Source organism: Kineobactrum salinum (assembly GCF_010669285.1).
In the GTDB taxonomy this organism is placed as follows: Bacteria; Pseudomonadota; Gammaproteobacteria; order Pseudomonadales; family Halieaceae; genus Kineobactrum; species Kineobactrum salinum.
In genome coordinates this window covers 2,554,084-2,570,352 of the sequence record NZ_CP048711.1, presented here as the reverse complement: position 1 = coordinate 2,570,352, position 16,269 = coordinate 2,554,084, and the positions used below count along the sequence as shown (strand labels likewise).

Below are 16,269 nucleotides of genomic sequence, written 5' to 3'. Positions count from 1 at the left end.
AGGTCATCTAGTCAAAGTTATAGCTAGCCCTCAAGCCCCAGTAGGCGAACGAACCACGTCCGAAGGTGCCTCTGCCTGCTACGTTTCTACCAGCGTCAGAATATTTGTAGGTTGCAAAGTTCTCATCAAGCACGTTTTTCCCAAACAGTGACACCGTATATCGGCCTTGCTTATCTGAGATAGCCAAGGTGATATCGAGTGTGCCGTAACTGCGTTGGTAGCTCGCATCTGGATCGTAGAGAAGCTGGAAGCTGACATCATCTGTCCAGGTGTAAGACACGGTTGCGCTGGCATCGAATGGCATCGACCTCGTGAACAGGTCATAGTGCGCGTTAACATTATACTTCACCTCCGGAGCGTTGACTCCAGAGCGTCCGTAAATATCTTGCGCGAACTGGCCGGGACCTGTCTCGATACAGCCCTCAGCGGTAGTTTGCCCAAAATAGCATGGCTGAAAGATCTCCCTTTCCGTGTGCTCTGTATCCAGAAGGGATACGTCGCCCGACAATGTTAGTTGATCTGTTAGCAGCGCTGTGAGCTGCAGCTCCAGCCCCTGTGATTCAAACTCTCCCGCATTGAAAGTAATCTGCTGATTCGTAGCAGAGTCATAAAAATTGGCCTGGATATCTTCAAGAGTTGTCTTGAAGAGCGCGGCATTAAGACGCACCCTGCTATCGAGCCAGTGTGATTTGGCGCCGATCTCGAAGGAGATTGCCGTCGTCGGGTCGATGAATGCCGTCTCTGCTGTCGCAGTCGTCGATGAATCAGCAGCGGCGCCTGTATAGCCACGGGACACTGATGCGTAGAGATTTTGATCGTCAGTCACATTCCAACGCACACCAGCGCGGCCCGACCACAGGCCGCTGTCCTTGCGTGAAACATTGAAAGAGTCAACGGGGGGCACAACATTCGGATTAAAGATGACATCGTTACTGCCAGAAATCGTGTATTGTGTTGAATCGGCAAAGAAGCTTCTGATTCTATAGTTATTGGTCACCTTCTCTTCTGCCCAGCGATACCCGGCGAATACACTCACAGCATCGGTGACATTCCACGTCACATCGCCAAAGACTGCCAAGGAGCGCGCGCCCAGTTCTATGTCCTGAATGTCGTTTGCTACAAATTCTGAACCAATCAGCAAAGGAAAATTCCAGTCAACCGCTTCATCAGTATCGCTGTAGTAGAGACCAACGTTTCCATCAAACCTGCTAGTAGCAAAATTTAAACGTAGCTCCTGAGTAAAGTATTCAACCGCGGTAGAAAGCCTCTGATAGTTCATCTCGCCATCTTGCGCCGGATCAATGCCGCGGTTTACACGTTCACCGGACAAGATATTCATGCCACGTGGATCTGCCAGCGTGCCAGGAGACTCTGCGACATCGAGTGTGCCATTATGATCCAGGTCTCTGTAGCTGCTGATTGATCTAAAGGTGAATACGTCGCTCATATGCCACACGAGCTCTGCAGAGAACCCCTTGTTCTTGATGTCGGTAACGTCGCTCCAGTTGGCATTGATCAGCTCTGGGTCATCTATGATCCGCTGACCGAGCACCGGATCTCCGTTACCCAGAATCTCCAGTATTCCGGGTATGGCTGGCGGCACAGTCGCATCCACATGCACCGAGCGGTTTGTGCTTTGCCAATCACGATAGTCTGCACTGAGAAGCAGGCTCGTGCTGTCATTAAAATCTATTTCAAGCTTGGCAGTACCCCCCTGCGCCTCTTCGCCACCCGCACGATCGGAGCCCGGGTAGATATTTTTCAAGAACCCATCGCGATCCTGCATATAGGCAGATACTCGCCCACGAATCCTGTCTGTCAGCGGCCCGCTCACCATGGCGCGTGTGATCTTCTCATCGTCGGTCGTTAAAATCGCCTCAACGGAGCCTTCAAACGTTTCCGTTGGCCGCCCCGTCGTGACGTATATCAGGCCGCCAATGTTATTGGCCCCGAACAGGGTTCCCTGCGGGCCATTGATGAGCTGAATGCTTTCAATATCAGCCAAACCAATATTGAACTCAACCGGTCTATTTATGGAAACGCCGTCCACCACCAAGCCAACCGACGGCTGCACGCCCGAACCTGGCGCAAACGCACCGATACCCCGCATGCTGAAGTTGAGATATGCGCCCATACCCCTGTCTTCGAAATTGAGCGCTGGAGCCACGCTGGGAAGATCTGTCATTGTGTTTACAGCCCCTAGCTTGAGCGCCTCAGCGCCGTATACTTTGATCGAGATCGGGACATCCTGAATATTTTCTTCACGCTTCTGGGCCGTAACAGTCACTTCTTCGATCGCTGCTAAACGTTCGGAATCACTCCTGGACTCAGCCGCGTTAACAGGTCCAATCACCTGAGTGACAGCAATCAAAGCCCCTGTAACTGTTGCGAGTAAACCTTTTTCTTTATTCATGTGATCACCCTCCCCGTTTGAGTATCTAGAATGCCGGAACAACGGCGGACGCCTTTCTCGGCTACTACCGCACTGGAGCTGTTGTCGGATCTGGTGCAGGAGCCCACGGTCCGGGCGGCACTCCTGCTGCTCGGGTCTCCCAGACTTCATCCACACTCTTCGCCGAAAATGCACCGCTCAAATAGCCCCTGACTGAATAATGTATGCAATACTTTCTACACATGCAAGCTTTCTGTTGATCTTTGTACTTATTGCATGCAATGCGGTAGCCATTGCGCAGATTTCGCCCTGTTTACGCCTTTATTCGCCAGCGCGCGGACATTAAACTCGTCTTGCCTCTATAATAGTATGCAACATCTACCGGTTTTCTGTGCGTCCGCTATTCGTATGCAATGCGCGATCCCGGGCGACGTCACCCCTTTTGAGCTGCGCAAAGTTCGGTGGCCCCCTCCAGCGCGTCGAAACCCCCTGCGCGATGGGTAGCAACCATGGGGCTGGCAGAGCGTCACCGTGGACTGTTGATATTCGGCGTGGGCGGGAAATTCGCTGTGCTACCGGCCGCTTGCCGGGTGCAGCACGGCATTGCGAGAGCGCTTCGTACACTGGCACAACAGTGGTGACGCTAAGCGTTGGCATGGCTTCACTTGAAGCTGTGGCAGGTCGGGGGAGCGCGGCAACCACAAGCAGGGAGGGCGCTAATTAGGTCTGGAGAAGCTTATTTTGCAACAGATGCACGTAGACTCGGTTTGCGGAAGCAAATTTCTTCACGTGGTCTACTGAATTTCAAAAGTTGCCCCACCAAACGGTGTCTTCGGCGGCTATGCTCCTAAGAATCAATTATCGGAGACCGTCAGCGGACAGGCTTTCCTGCGCTCTTCTGTGTACTGCTTCGAAAATGCCTCGAAATCAAAGTCGGGCGTACCATTTAACCCGCAGACGATGAAACGGGAAGGGTAGGCGCTGATGCAAATTGCTGGATCGACGCGCTCGGTCGCGCCTCAACGCGCTTGTACCAAGCCACGATGTTGTTGTTGCCTGTATTCAGGGGTTGATTGAACTGGGCACCGAACTCAAGGAACGCAAACAGCAGGATATCGGCCAGCGAAAACCGGTCGCCACAGACGAACTGTTTGCCCGCCATCTGTCCATCAAGCCATGTGATCCGATCCTGTGCCAGTTGCTTGAGGTCGGCAGCAGCATGCGGAATGGTTCTGATGCGGTCCTTGAAATACTCCAGCCCTTCACAGTAGCGGAAGCCGTTGCACGACGGTTCCGCAATCTGCAGATCAATGCGCCGCGTCCACATACGAGTCTCGGCGCGCTCTTCCGGCGTCCTTCCGATCAGGCTGGATGGTCCGTTTTTTTCTTCCAGGTATTCGCAAATCGGCAGGATTTCCGCCAAGAATGTGCCGTCATCGAGTTCCAGCGTCGGTAATGTTCCTGATGGATTGCGCTTCTTGTGGGCTTCCCACCTGTTTTCGCCTTTTAGCGCATCGACTTCCTGTACGGGTATGCTGGTACCCCGCTCGGCCATGAACATGCGTACCACTTTCGGATTGGGGCCGATCGAGCTGTAGAGTTTCATCTGGACTTGTTAACCTATGAATGCTTGTTGTTGAAGGAAGTGAGCCCGGTGAGGGTCTTCTCTCCCTAGCGCGATCCACTACCGATTCGCTCAATCACCCGGCAGTCCGCAGGCCTGCAGGGCCGCGAGGGCGATCTCCATGTCGTCGCTGTAGTGACCGCCGGAGACACCAATCCCACCGACTACCGTTCCGTTCACCTTGATCGGGTAGCCACCACCAAACGTCACCAGCCGTGGCGTGTGCACAATCCCCATGCGCAGAGGGGCGTCGTCCTTGATGAAGTCGTGCCACACGTGTGTGGCGATACTAAAAGCTGCTGCCGTGTAGGCCTTGTTCTGCGCAATGTCGACCGACAGCAGCGGGGCACCGTCCATGCGGTCATACGACTTCAAGACGCCGGATGAGTCGGCCACGGCGACTACGAAGGGTTGCCCCTTCGTCGTTGCATAGTCGATGGCAGCCGTGATTAGTGACCTCGCGAGGGCGCTCGAGACCGTGGCCTGGGGTATGCTCTGCGGGGCGTCGATCATCTGCTCACTCATACGGACTTCTCCCTTGTCGAGTTGGAGCCGGTCGGTCGGCGTCGCGTGAGCTCGATGATCCGAGACACGGCGGCGGCCGAGATGTTCACATTGGGTGTCTTGACGTGCTTGACCGCTGGGACCTTCTGAATGGCAGGAAGAATCGTGCTGTAAAATGTCGCTGAAACGGCCGGGCAACTGCGGCAAGCACCGTCGAAGCCAAGTTCGACCTCACCGTTATGGACGCTCTTGACGTGCACGGCACCGCCGTGTGAGTCCAAGAAGCGATCGACATGCTCGACCAGGACGAGCTCAACTGCCTCCTTGAGCTGCGCGTCCGAGAGGCTCATCCCTGGGCTCTCCGGGTTACTCATAGCGGTCATCGCTTCCGTACCGGGTCTTGAGCACCTCGCCGACGTCCATTTTCAGGAGGCGGGCGTAGTTCTCGCCAAAGATCGCGCGCTTCATCTCGCGGGTGATCTGGGGAAACCCGTAACCGTCCATGAGATCCTCAGGCATCTCGAGGTTCGCAAAGAGGTCAATGTAGCCCTGCACGTTGGGCCACACGAACGCCTCTGTGCCCCACAGCAGTCGCTCCGGGCCGACGTACATCAGGGCCTTGCCGAGGCGTTTCAAAGCCTCTCGCGGCATGATGGGGTACACGTTGATCCATGCCGACAGCGACATCCAGATGTTCGGGTTGCGTGCCGCGAGACTGATGCTCTCGTCAATGTACGGGTCCCCCAGATGGTGAATGATGAAAGTCAGCTCCGGAAAGTCGAAGGCGGCCTGCTGCATGTCCGTCGGATTCATGTGCTCCATGCGCTCAGTTCCGAACGGCACTCCCTTGTGGAACTGCACGTTCGTGATCCCCAGCTCCAGCGCCTTCTCCCACAGGGGATAGGCGATCTTGCGGTCATCGATTCTCCAACTGAGCGAGTTCTCGTGAGCCTGGTAGAACTTGAAGCTCACCGCCCCCCATTCCCGGACTTGACGCTCCATCTCGCGCCGGGCTCCATCAAGACCCTGATACTGCGGATCAACGCCGCCACAAAAGACCACCTTCTCCGGATAGGCCTCTTGCAGAGCGTGCTGACGCTGGGCCGGCGAGAAACCGTCCTTCCACCAGCCGAACAACGGGACGGTCTGCGCCATCGCGATGTCGGTGTCCGACTCCTCAAAAAGGATCCGATGTGCCTCCTCGAGGCTCAATTGCTCATCGACGAAGTGATCATTCGCGGGAAGCTCGGGGGTCGAAAAAAGCTGGCCCATGCCGATCAGGCTCTGAACGACCTTGTCACCGTTCTTGCCCAGGTTGCTGGGGCGGTTGTCATACATGTGAACCACCTGGTCGAACACAAACATGCCGTCTTTCATAGTTGTTCCTTCTTGCCCTACTGGGCCTGTCTTATAGGCTGGTCCGCAAGCTTCGGCCAAAAGATCGGAGGTGTCAGTCGCCACCGTCTTCAAGCCAGTCGTTTCTGACCTCGTCGTGGTGCTGAGACAGCATACCTCCCGGCCACCTGATGGCTCCGGACGGGGCGCCGCATCACAGCCTCCGTTAATTGTGTACAATAGTGAAGATTTGGCTGGGATGTCAAGCCGCTTATGTCGTATATTCCGTAAATCGCATGCAATCCCTGAGAGAGAGTAAAAATGGGCCGGGCGGGAAGTGAACATGGATGGGGCAAGCGGCACAGCTTGCCCATTGTAACCGCCATCTTGAACAACGTCGTACGGGGCATGTGAGCGGCAACAACAGCATGCCGATTCCGTGCTACGGCAATATTCCGCGGCCGAAGACATCGCACCGAACCCACTTCACCATGCGGCGCTCAAATTCCAGCAGCCCTGTGAAACCGTCGGCCTCCGCCTTTTCCAGATACTCGAAATACGCGAGCGGGCCGCAGCCGAACGGAGCGTTGAATTCGAGCTCGGGCGGCCTATTTCCGAGGCGCTAACTGTTCGCGGCCATGTATGCTTGCGCGTGTGGGGAAAAGAAAGCCCGTGAAGGCCTTTCCCTCCCTACGTACTTGCTACCAACTATATCGAGCTGTCAAACCATAAGTACGCGGGAGCGCGTACGTACGTAAATCAGCAGTTCCATTCTGAGCATCCAGATAATCCACAAGATATTGTTCGTCCATCAAATTTTCAACCCAGAATGCCAGTTCGTATTTCTGATCGGGTGACCTGACTCCTAAACGAGCGCTCATCAACCAGAACGACTCCTGACTGAACAGAGGCGTATTTGTTATTGTGAAGTTCGTATCGTCTTGCCAGGAGAAGTCCACGTGAGCAAAACCATTTAGCCTGAAAGGGTTAATTGGAAACTCATAAGCAACACTCCCGTTAATAGACCATTCGGGAGTATTTGCGGGAGTATTCCCCTTTAGACTGGAGCCTGGGGCATCTTTAGCTACTTCTGCATCGACCCAGCTAAGTCCGCCTGCGATTACCAAACCGTCTGCAGGAGCCCATAATACTTCCGATTCAATCCCGAACATCTCCATATCACCGGCATTCGATAAAATCGATACCGGAACTCCGCCAACCAACTCAAAACGAAACGCCTGGAAATCCTGATAATCATAATAGAAGAACGCTGAATTAAACTGCATTTTTCCATCAAGTATTTGACTCTTAAACCCAGTCTCTACAGCGTCAAGCACTTCTTTACCAAAAGGTTCAAGTGCTGTATTGGATTGGGTGAAGACTCCATTAAAACCGCCGCTTTTGAATCCTCTGCTCCATTTTGCATAAAGCATCCAGTTATCATGCGGCTTCCAATTTGTGCCAATTTCCCCTGTCCATTCCTTCTCACTGAATTCGCTATCAGCAAATGTCAGTTGCAATATGTCTGCGCCTGGTGGAAAAAGTGATGCATAAATACTATTACCATACGGATTCGTTACTGATGAGCCCCCAACAAATCCCTTTGTTTCATCGGTATATCTGACACCACCGAAGGCCGACCATTGCTCATTGAGAGGCACTTCGATCCGGCCGAAAGCTGCATAAGACTCAGTTTCCTGCACAAACTCTGTGTATAACAGCTCATGCAAAGGAACGAGATCCCTTGTATCAGCAATCTGTATGCCATCAAATTCATCATCGCTATAATAAATGCCAGCAATCCAGTCAACTGGCCAGGATTCGTCTGAAGTCAAGCGGGTTTCCTGAGACCATGCGTGCGCTTTCTCAATGACAGTGATATCAGAGCCTACATTGGGGGTAGCATCGTGATCGTCGTTTACGTCTGTCTTATAGCGCCCATAACCCGTTATAGAAGTCAAGGTCACGCGCGGCAAACTCCAATTGATGGTCACGGACGAGCCCCATGTGTCACGTTCTTTATAACACCCACCTGAGCAATCGTGATCAGCAGTAGAAGGGTCGCCATCGGGATCTGAATACCCATAAGAATCTACACAATTTATCGGATCGTGATTTCCTGCGACTTTGGAAGCGCAGGGAACAGCTCCGGTTATGCGACCAACATAGGGACCATGTTCATACAAATGATGGTCAGAGTCTTCGGTACCGCCATGCCAATTGAATAAGAGATCAAAGTTTTCGCTCGGTGTCCAGAATAGTTGCAGCCTTGCTGCACTTCGATCTAATTCACCATGGTCCTCATTGAGAAACCGGTTGTACTGATAGCCGTCTGTACGATGTTTGGTAGTAAACGAAAGCCTGCCTGTAAGTGTTTCAGTTAACGGCCCACCAAGTGCTCCCTCAAACTCAAAGGTACTATATTTTCCGTAACCAAAACTGGCGTAACCTTCAACTTCTTCTGACGGCTTTCGGCTGATGAAATTTACAGCTCCCCCGGTATTGTTTCGACCATACAAAGTGCCTTGAGGCCCCTCAGAACTTCAACCCTTTCAAGGTCGAACATTTGAACGTCCGTCATCGGATGAAACGGGACTACCACCTGGTCAATATAAACGCTGGTACTGGGATTGTTATTAGGTGAAAAGTCATTGAGACCGACACCCCGAATCGAAAAGATCGTACCCTGGGGGCCTGTTATGGTAAGTCCTGGGGTATGACGTGCCAGATCTACGGGTTCTTGAAGTCGCATATCATAGAGATTCTCACCTGAAAGCACAGTTACAGAGACAGGCACATCTAAAAGCCGCTGTTCTCGTTTTTGTGCCGTTACAACTATTTCTTCAATTGCACCTGCTCTTTCGATGGTCTGGGACGAAACCATGGCACTAATCGATAGAACAAAAAGGCTTAAGATATACGGAGTTATTTTTCCGCGTAACAGCACTAGTATCGCAACCATGTGAGCTCTCTTTTCGTGAGTGATTATTCTAAAAGTCTTTTCGAATCTATTCTTCGAAAATCGTGAGTCTAGGAAGCGATCGACGTGCTCGGACGAGACGAGTTTAACTGCCTCCTTGAGCTGCGCTTCCGAGAGGTCATCTCTGGGCTCTCCGGGTTACTCATAGCGGTCGTCGCTTCCGTACCAGGTCTTGAGCACCTCGCCGACGTCTCTGACCTCGTCCGGGTGCTGAAACGGCACACCTCCCGGCCACACCTGATGACTCCGGACGGGCCGCCGTACCTCAGCATATTGTGTACAATAGTGAAGATTCAACAGTGATGTCAAGCCGACTGAGTGGTATTTTCAGCAGATCGCATGCAATCTGTAAGAGATGTGTAGAAATGGGCCGGGGCAGAAAGTGAACATGGATGGAGCGAGCGGCACGACTTGTCCATCGTAACCGCCATCTTGAACAACGTCATACGGGGCATGTGAGCGGCAACGACGCATGCCGATTCCGTGCTATGCCGGCATTCCGCGGCCGAGGACGCAACAGTCTTGCACGGAACTCACTTCACCACGTGGCGGGTAAACTCCAGCAGCCCTTTGAAACCGTCAGCCTTCGTCTTCTCCAGATATTCGAAATACGCGAGCGGACCGCCGCCAAACGGAGCATTGAGCTCGAGCTCTGGCGGCCTGTTTCCTTCAAAATTCAGGTAGCTTGGTGTGCATTTTTCATGAAACCTCCGATTCGGCCCCGACAACTCCATGCAGAGCCCAACCCATTCCTCGACGGCCTCGGCCGTCGGCTCAACGGCGCCGACCTCGTTCTTCAAACAATGAAAAATCAAATCAGCCACATACTTCGACTGCTCGTCGGCGCTATGCCGATAATTTACAGACATGCCAGCCTGCACCATCGAAAGCAAAAACAGATTGGGAAAACCGTTTGTTTGCATACCAAATAAGGTTTTGGCACCATGACTCCAATGCTCTTCGAGTGATCTGCCCCCTGTGCCGACAATGGAGAGGCCGGATTCCCGCGTAAAGCTGGTCATGAAATCGAAGCCTGTCGCGTAGACGATGCAATCGAGCTCGTACTCACGACCGCCGACGACAATACCTCTGGGGGTCACTTTCTCGATGCCATTTCCTCCCGTGTCGACTAGCGTCACATTCCGTCGATTGAATACCTGCAGATAGTCGTCGCTGAACCCCGGGCGTTTGCAGAAATAGTGGAAGTAGGGCTTGAGTGCTTCAGCGGTTGTCTTGTCCTTGACGATCGCTTCAACGCGGCGACGAACCCTCTCCATTCTAAGGATTTCTGCCTTGTTCAATTCGTCTTCATCGACACCTTCGGACCTGGCGACTGCCTGAGCGGCCGTCTCCCGGCACAGGTTAGACATGCTGTCATCAATCATATCCTCAACTTGCGGAACGCCTGAAGTCCAAAGCGTGAAGTTCATAACGCGCTCGGTCTCCCAGCCGGACGGCAGCGATTTGAACCAGGAAATATCTGTCGGTCGGTTTCCGCGGATATCGACGGAAGCTGGTGTTCTTTGGAACAGATAAAGTTCATCGGCGTACTCGGCCACCGGAGGAACGCACTGTATCCCGGTTGATCCCGTTCCGATAACTCCAACCTTCTTGCCTTTGAGACCCGTCAAATTGCCGTCGGTATCGCCGCCGGTAAATGCATAGTCCCATCGGCTGGTGTGGAAACTCGCTCCTTCAAAAGCTTCGATTCCGGGGATTTTCGGTAATTTCGGGCTGCTATAGACGCCTGTAGCGGATACTACAAAGCGAGCCTCAATCGTGTCGCCGCGATTGGTTCGAACGAGCCAGCGCTGCGTCGTTTCATTCCAGGCAAGCGTTTTTGTGATCGTTTGGAATAGCGCATCGCGGTACAAATCGAACTTGCGTGCGATCAAGCGGCACTGTTCATAGATCTCCGCGCCCTTCGCGTACTTTTCACTGGGAACGAAGCCCGTCTCTTCCAACATCGGAACGTAGATATAGGACTCGACGTCGCAGCGAACGCCCGGATAGCGATTCCAATACCAAGTGCCGCCGAAATCAGCGCCCTTCTCTATGATGGTGATATCCGTGACGTTGTGTTTGCGTAGCTGTACGGCCGTCAAGAGCCCGCCATACCCGCCTCCGATTATCACAATATCGGTGCGCCGCTCTACCGGTTCTCGCTCAAACGCTGTTGGTGCGTTGGGATCGGCGTCGAATGACGAGAAGGTTCCGCTTAGAGACAGGTATTGGCCAAGGCCATCAGCGCGCAGGCGTTTCTCGCGTTCTTCTGTGTACCGTTTCTCAAGCGCATCGAAATCAATATCGGGTGTCACGGAGTCTGTCATTGCACGATCCTGTCCCTTGCAGCTATCAAAATGAAGTACAACCTGATGTATTTACCCGTAGACGAAGAATCATGAGGGGGCAGGTGCTATCTTCTGTTCGTCCAGAATTGAGAGTAGCTGGGGTGAGAACTGCTGGATCGACGCGCTGGGTCGCGCCTCAACGCGCTTGTACCAAGCCACGATGTTGTTGTTGCCTGGGTTCAGGGGCTGATTGAACCGGGCACCGAACTCAAGGAAGGCAAACAGCAGGATATCGGCCAGCGTAAACCGGTCGCCACAGACGAACTGTTTGCCCGCCATCTGGTCGTCAAGCCATGTGATCCGATCCTGTGCCAGTTGCTTGAGATCGGCAGCAGCATGCGGAATGGTTCTGATGCGGTCCTTAAAATACTCCAGGCCCTCACTGTAGCGCATCCCGTTGCATGACGGCTCCGCGATCTGCAGGTCAATGCGCCGCGTCCACATACGAGTCTCGGCACGCTCTTCCGGTGTCCTTCCGATCACGCCAGATGGTCCGTTTTTTTCTTCCAGGTATTCGCAAATCGGCAGGATTTCGGCCAAGAATGTGCCGTCATCGAGCTCCAGCGTCGGCAATGTTCCCAACGGATTACGTTTCAGGTGCGCTTCCCGTCGGTTTTCCCCTTTCATCGTATCGACTTCCATCACAGGCATGCTGATGCCGCGCTCGGCCATGAACATACGTACCACTTTGGGGTTGGGGCCAATCGAGCTGTAGAGTTTCATTTATGCCTCTGAACTTGTTGATAAAATATTCTGAACCCTTCTGACCGATCACCTACTCCATAAGCCTGTCGGAACATTCCGGGTCTCTAGGGTTGCATTCATTGTACTTCTTCCAATCTGGAGAGCCGGGGACAAACCCATCTCGATTCGGCATTCGAACTTTTGGTAGGCTCTGAGCGTCCATAACTTCATCTTCTTCGATGATGCCATTCTTGAAGAGGATCCAGGCACTCAGCGCGTAAACCTCATCGGGGTTGAGCGAGCCCGGCGCAAATTGGGGCATGGCCCGGTTGATGTAATCCCATAATGCGGTCGCATATGGCCAAAAATTCCCTACCGTTACTATCGGATTAGGACCGGCGAGCAATTCTCTCCCGCCCACCAGCGCACTAGTCATTCGCATATAAAGGGTGTCCTCGTATGCTACTAACGCCGAACCAACTCTATGGCACATAGCGCACTGAGCGGCAAAGATTGGCGCTCCCTCCTTGGCCGTTCCACTTCCCGAGGGAAGCTCCTCTCCCTTAGGACCAATTGCAGTGTCCCAGGCCTTGATTTTCTCTGGAGTGGGAGTCGCGCCCAGACGGCTATAAGGGCGATCCTCTGCCAGCGCAGGAAGACCACCACTCAGAGTCATGACTAGAACGAAAAGATTAAAGTAACGCATTGTGCACCGTCCCATCTCGATCGACCCTCCATGGTTGAATATGATTGTCGTGGATAATTATGCCGGTTTTTTTGAACCACTCCGGGCCCGGGGCACCTATGAGCTGTGCCAATTCGGCCTGCGTTGGTTGAACGTTTCCAAGATCATCAGTGCAGCGGGACTGAAGCTCAGCCCCACCTCCTTTCCACCTCCAATCCATGCGAAACCGGGTATGTGCTTTCCGATACGCCGGCCCCTCAACCTCGGCATCTTTCCATGTACGGCCGCCATTGGTGGAGATTTCCACACGGCGAACAGAGCCCGCACCCGACCACGCCAAGCCAGTAATCTGGTGGTATCCGGGGGCCTCGAGCCGCTGCCCGCCGGAGGGACGGGTGATCACCGATTTAGGCCCCCACTCGTGATCGAACCACAGTGCCTTTCCACGCAGATTCGGACGCGCCGTAACGTAGCCGGTAGTTTCCCAACGGGTCATATGTGGTTCATCTACCAGCTTGAGTCGCCTCAGGTATTTTACGTTGGCAACTCCTATAAAGCCTGGGACTATAAGCCTCAAAGGATAACCCTGTTCGGGGCGGACTGCCTCTCCATTCTGTCCGTATGCCACTATACAGTCATCCATAGCCTTCTCCAGCGGGATGCTGAATGTGTGCTTAGCCCCATCCGCTCCTTCCGCTAGAATCCAACGTGCCTTTTTTTGAACACCAGCTTGCTGCAACAATGTGGACAACAACACTCCACTCCACATGCTGCAACTGGTCCAGCCATGAATTGTCTGGGCTGTCCGCGCATCCTCATGAAACAAAGGGGCGCTGTTTCCAGCGCATTCCAGAAAATGAACTCGGTTTACGGAAGGAAATTTCTTCACCTCGTCTACCGTAAATTCCAAAGGTCGGTCCACCAGACCATGGATGAGGAGGCGATGCTCTCGAGGATCAATTATCGGAGGAGCGTCAGCATAATGGAGCGCTATGAAATGAAGCGATGATGGCGTGATGATCCCGTCCAAATCCTGGAGCGGTGTATATGCACCCAAGACTGCGCCATTCGCTGTTGTTGACGCGATACGCTGTGGTGTTTCGAACTTGGCACGTGAGCCATAAGCGAGACTGAATCCCCTTTCATCCGTCGCGTTGACTACATCGTATCTCCGGGGGTGAAGTCCTTCCATTTCCGCCCCAAATTGAGCTTTTGCCGCTCCAAAAGGCAGGGCTAGCCCGGTGAAGGCAGCCCCCTTTGCCAGAAACTGTCTCCGACTGTTAGTCTTTTCGCTATCCATAGGTAGTCCTCCTAGGGGTTGTGCTAACGGTTTGCGGCTAGGTATGCTTGCAGCTGTTGGGGGAAAAGAAAGGCCGTGAAGGCCTTCTCTCCCTAGCCGCACCTCCTACCATTTATATCGAGCTGTCAAACCATAAGTACGCGGCAGAGCGTACGTACGTAGATCAGCAGTTCCGTTCTGGGCATCAAGGATATCCACCAGATATTCTTCGTCCATCAGATTTTCAACCCAGAATGCCAATTCGTATTTCTGATCGGGTGACCTGACTCCTAAACGAACGTTCATTAGCCAGAACGGTTCCTGCTTGAATATAGGTGTGTTTGTAATTGTGAAGTTCGTATCATCTTGCCATGAGAAGTCCACGTGCGTAAAACCGTTCAGCCCAGTCGAGCCAATGGGAAACTCATAGTCGATACTGCCGTTAATAGACCACTCAGGAGTATTTGCGGGAGTATTCCCCTTCAAACTGGAACCTGGCGCGTCTTTAGCTACCTCTGCATCGACCCAGCTAAGCCCCCCAGCGAGCACCAAACCGTCTGCAGGAGCCCATAGCACTTCTGATTCAATCCCGAACATCTTCATATCACCAGCATTAGACAAAAGTGATAAGGGAACTCCGCTGTCCAACTCAAAACGAAATGCCTGAAAATCCTGGTAATCATAATAGTAGAATGACGAATTAAACTGCATTCTTCCATCCAGTATCTGAGCCTTGAATCCAGTCTCTACAGCGTCAAGCACCTCTTTGCCAAATGGTTCAAGCGCGGCATTGTTTCCGGTGAACACGCCGTTGTAACCGCCACTTTTGAATCCTGTGCTCCATTTTGCATAGAGCATCCAGTTATCATGCGGCTTCCAGTTCGCGCCAATTTCACCTGTCCATTCCTTTTCACTGATTTCGCTATCAGCATAAGTCAGTTGCAATGTGTCTGCGCCTGGCGGAAAAAGTGATGCAAATACACTGTTGCCATACGGGTTCGTTACTGATGAGCCCCCTACAAATTTCTTGGTTTCATCGGTATACCTGATACCACCAAAGACCGACCATTCCTCATTGAGGGGCACCTCGATCCGGCCGAAACCTGCATAAGACTCAGTTTCCTGCACAAATTCTGTGTATAACAGGTCGTTCAAATCCGGGTAATCCTTTGTGTCTGCAATCTGTATACCGTCAAATTGATCATCGGTATAATAAAGGCCAGCGATCCAGTCAACGGGCCAGGATTCGTCTGAAGCAAAGCGGATCTCCTGTGACCATGAGTCCGCTTCTTCTTTAACCGTGACATCAACACCTACAGTGGGGGTAGCATCATTATCGGTGTTTATGTCTGAATCGTAAGTCATGTAACCCGTTATCGAAGTCAAGATCACGCGCGGCAAAGCGAAATTGATAGTTACGGACGAGCCCCATGTGTCACGTTTTTTATAACATCCGTATTTGCAATCGTGATCGGATGTAAAGGGGTCGCCGTCGGGGTCTGAATACCCATACCTATCTATACAATTTATCGGATCGTGATTTCCTGCAACTTTTGAAGCGCAGGGAGCGGCTCCAGTTACGCGATCAACAAAAGGACCATGTTCATATAAAGAAGCATCAGAATCCTCGGTACCACCATGCCAATTGAATAACAGATCAAAATCCTCGTTCGGCGTCCACAATAGTTGCAGCCTTGCCGCGCTTCGATCCAATTCACCATGGTCCTCATTGAGAAACCGGTTGTATTGATAACCGTCTGTACGGTGTTTTGTAGTAAACGAAAGCCTGCCTGTAAGCGTTTCAGTTAACGGCCCACCAAGTGCTCCCTCAAACTCAAAGGTATCATAGTTTCCGTAACCAAGGCTGGCGAAACCTTCAAGATCTTCTGAGGGCTTTCGGCTTATAAAGTTTATAGCTCCCCCGGTATTATTTCGGCCATATAAAGTGCCCTGAGGGCCCCTCAGAACTTCAACTCTTTCAAGGTCGAACATTTGAACATCCGTCATCGGATGAAACGGGACTACGACCTGGTCAAAATAAACACTTGTACCGGGATTATTATTAGGTGAAAAGTCATTGAGCCCGACACCCCGAATCGAGAAGATCGTACCTTGGGGGCCTGTTACGGTAAGCCCTGGGGTGTGTCGTGCCAGATCTATGGGTTCCTGAAGTCGCATATCATAGAGATTCTCTCCTGAAAGCACAGTTACAGAGACAGGCACATCTAAAAGTCGCTGTTCTCGTTTTTGTGCCGTTACAACTATTTCTTCGATTGCACCTGCTCTTTCGATGGTCTGCGACGAAACCGTGGCACTAATCGATAGAAGAAGAAGGCTTAAGATATACGGAGTTATTTTTTCGCGTAACAGCATTAGTATCGCCACCATGTGAGTTCTCATTTCGTGAGTGATTATTCTAAAAGGCTTTTTCGAAT

General features: G+C 52.4%; 12 protein-coding genes. All 12 read right to left on the bottom strand.

Annotated features, from left to right (window positions below; genetic code table 11):
• Positions 1-7: 7 nt before the first annotated feature.
• Positions 8-2,413: a TonB-dependent receptor gene (locus G3T16_RS11235; protein WP_163495345.1), complete on the bottom strand. Its 2,406-nt coding sequence runs from the start codon at positions 2,411-2,413 to the stop codon at positions 8-10.
• A 925-nt stretch (positions 2,414-3,338) separates the two neighbouring features.
• A complete protein-coding gene (locus tag G3T16_RS11230) occupies positions 3,339-3,998 on the bottom strand; it encodes a glutathione S-transferase family protein (protein WP_163495344.1) in 660 nt (219 codons plus the stop codon).
• Positions 3,999-4,088: 90 nt separating this feature from the next.
• The gene (locus G3T16_RS11225; RefSeq protein WP_197911647.1) at positions 4,089-4,541 is read right to left on the bottom strand and encodes a GlcG/HbpS family heme-binding protein; all 453 of its coding nucleotides are present in this window, start codon (positions 4,539-4,541) and stop codon (positions 4,089-4,091) included.
• Positions 4,538-4,870 carry a NifU family protein gene (locus G3T16_RS11220; protein ID WP_163495333.1) on the bottom strand — a complete coding sequence of 111 codons (333 nt, stop codon included), beginning with the start codon at positions 4,868-4,870 and terminating at the stop codon, positions 4,538-4,540. The genes G3T16_RS11225 and G3T16_RS11220 overlap by 4 nt, the downstream gene beginning before the upstream one ends.
• 16 nt (positions 4,871-4,886) lie before the next feature.
• A complete protein-coding gene (locus G3T16_RS11215; protein WP_163495332.1) occupies positions 4,887-5,897 on the bottom strand; it encodes an amidohydrolase family protein in 1,011 nt (336 codons plus the stop codon).
• Between the two features lie 659 nt (positions 5,898-6,556).
• The gene (locus G3T16_RS11210) at positions 6,557-8,374 is read right to left on the bottom strand and encodes a TonB-dependent receptor (protein ID WP_163495343.1); all 1,818 of its coding nucleotides are present in this window, start codon (positions 8,372-8,374) and stop codon (positions 6,557-6,559) included.
• The gene (locus tag G3T16_RS11205; RefSeq protein ID WP_163495342.1) at positions 8,341-8,817 is read right to left on the bottom strand and encodes a TonB-dependent receptor plug domain-containing protein; all 477 of its coding nucleotides are present in this window, start codon (positions 8,815-8,817) and stop codon (positions 8,341-8,343) included. Before G3T16_RS11205 ends, G3T16_RS11210 begins: the two co-directional genes overlap by 34 nt.
• 551 nt (positions 8,818-9,368) lie before the next feature.
• On the bottom strand, positions 9,369-11,165 hold the full coding sequence (locus G3T16_RS11200) for a flavin-containing monooxygenase (RefSeq protein WP_163495341.1): 1,797 nt from the start codon (positions 11,163-11,165) through the stop codon (positions 9,369-9,371).
• A 69-nt stretch (positions 11,166-11,234) separates the two neighbouring features.
• Positions 11,235-11,909 carry a glutathione S-transferase family protein gene (locus G3T16_RS11195; RefSeq protein WP_163495340.1) on the bottom strand — a complete coding sequence of 225 codons (675 nt, stop codon included), beginning with the start codon at positions 11,907-11,909 and terminating at the stop codon, positions 11,235-11,237.
• A 52-nt stretch (positions 11,910-11,961) separates the two neighbouring features.
• A complete protein-coding gene (locus G3T16_RS11190) occupies positions 11,962-12,546 on the bottom strand; it encodes a c-type cytochrome (protein ID WP_269473298.1) in 585 nt (194 codons plus the stop codon).
• Positions 12,547-12,562: 16 nt separating this feature from the next.
• The gene (gene soxC, locus G3T16_RS11185) at positions 12,563-13,855 is read right to left on the bottom strand and encodes a sulfite dehydrogenase (RefSeq protein ID WP_163495338.1); all 1,293 of its coding nucleotides are present in this window, start codon (positions 13,853-13,855) and stop codon (positions 12,563-12,565) included.
• A gap of 105 nt (positions 13,856-13,960) precedes the next feature.
• The gene (locus G3T16_RS11180) at positions 13,961-16,222 is read right to left on the bottom strand and encodes a TonB-dependent receptor (protein ID WP_163495337.1); all 2,262 of its coding nucleotides are present in this window, start codon (positions 16,220-16,222) and stop codon (positions 13,961-13,963) included.
• Positions 16,223-16,269 lie beyond the last annotated feature (47 nt).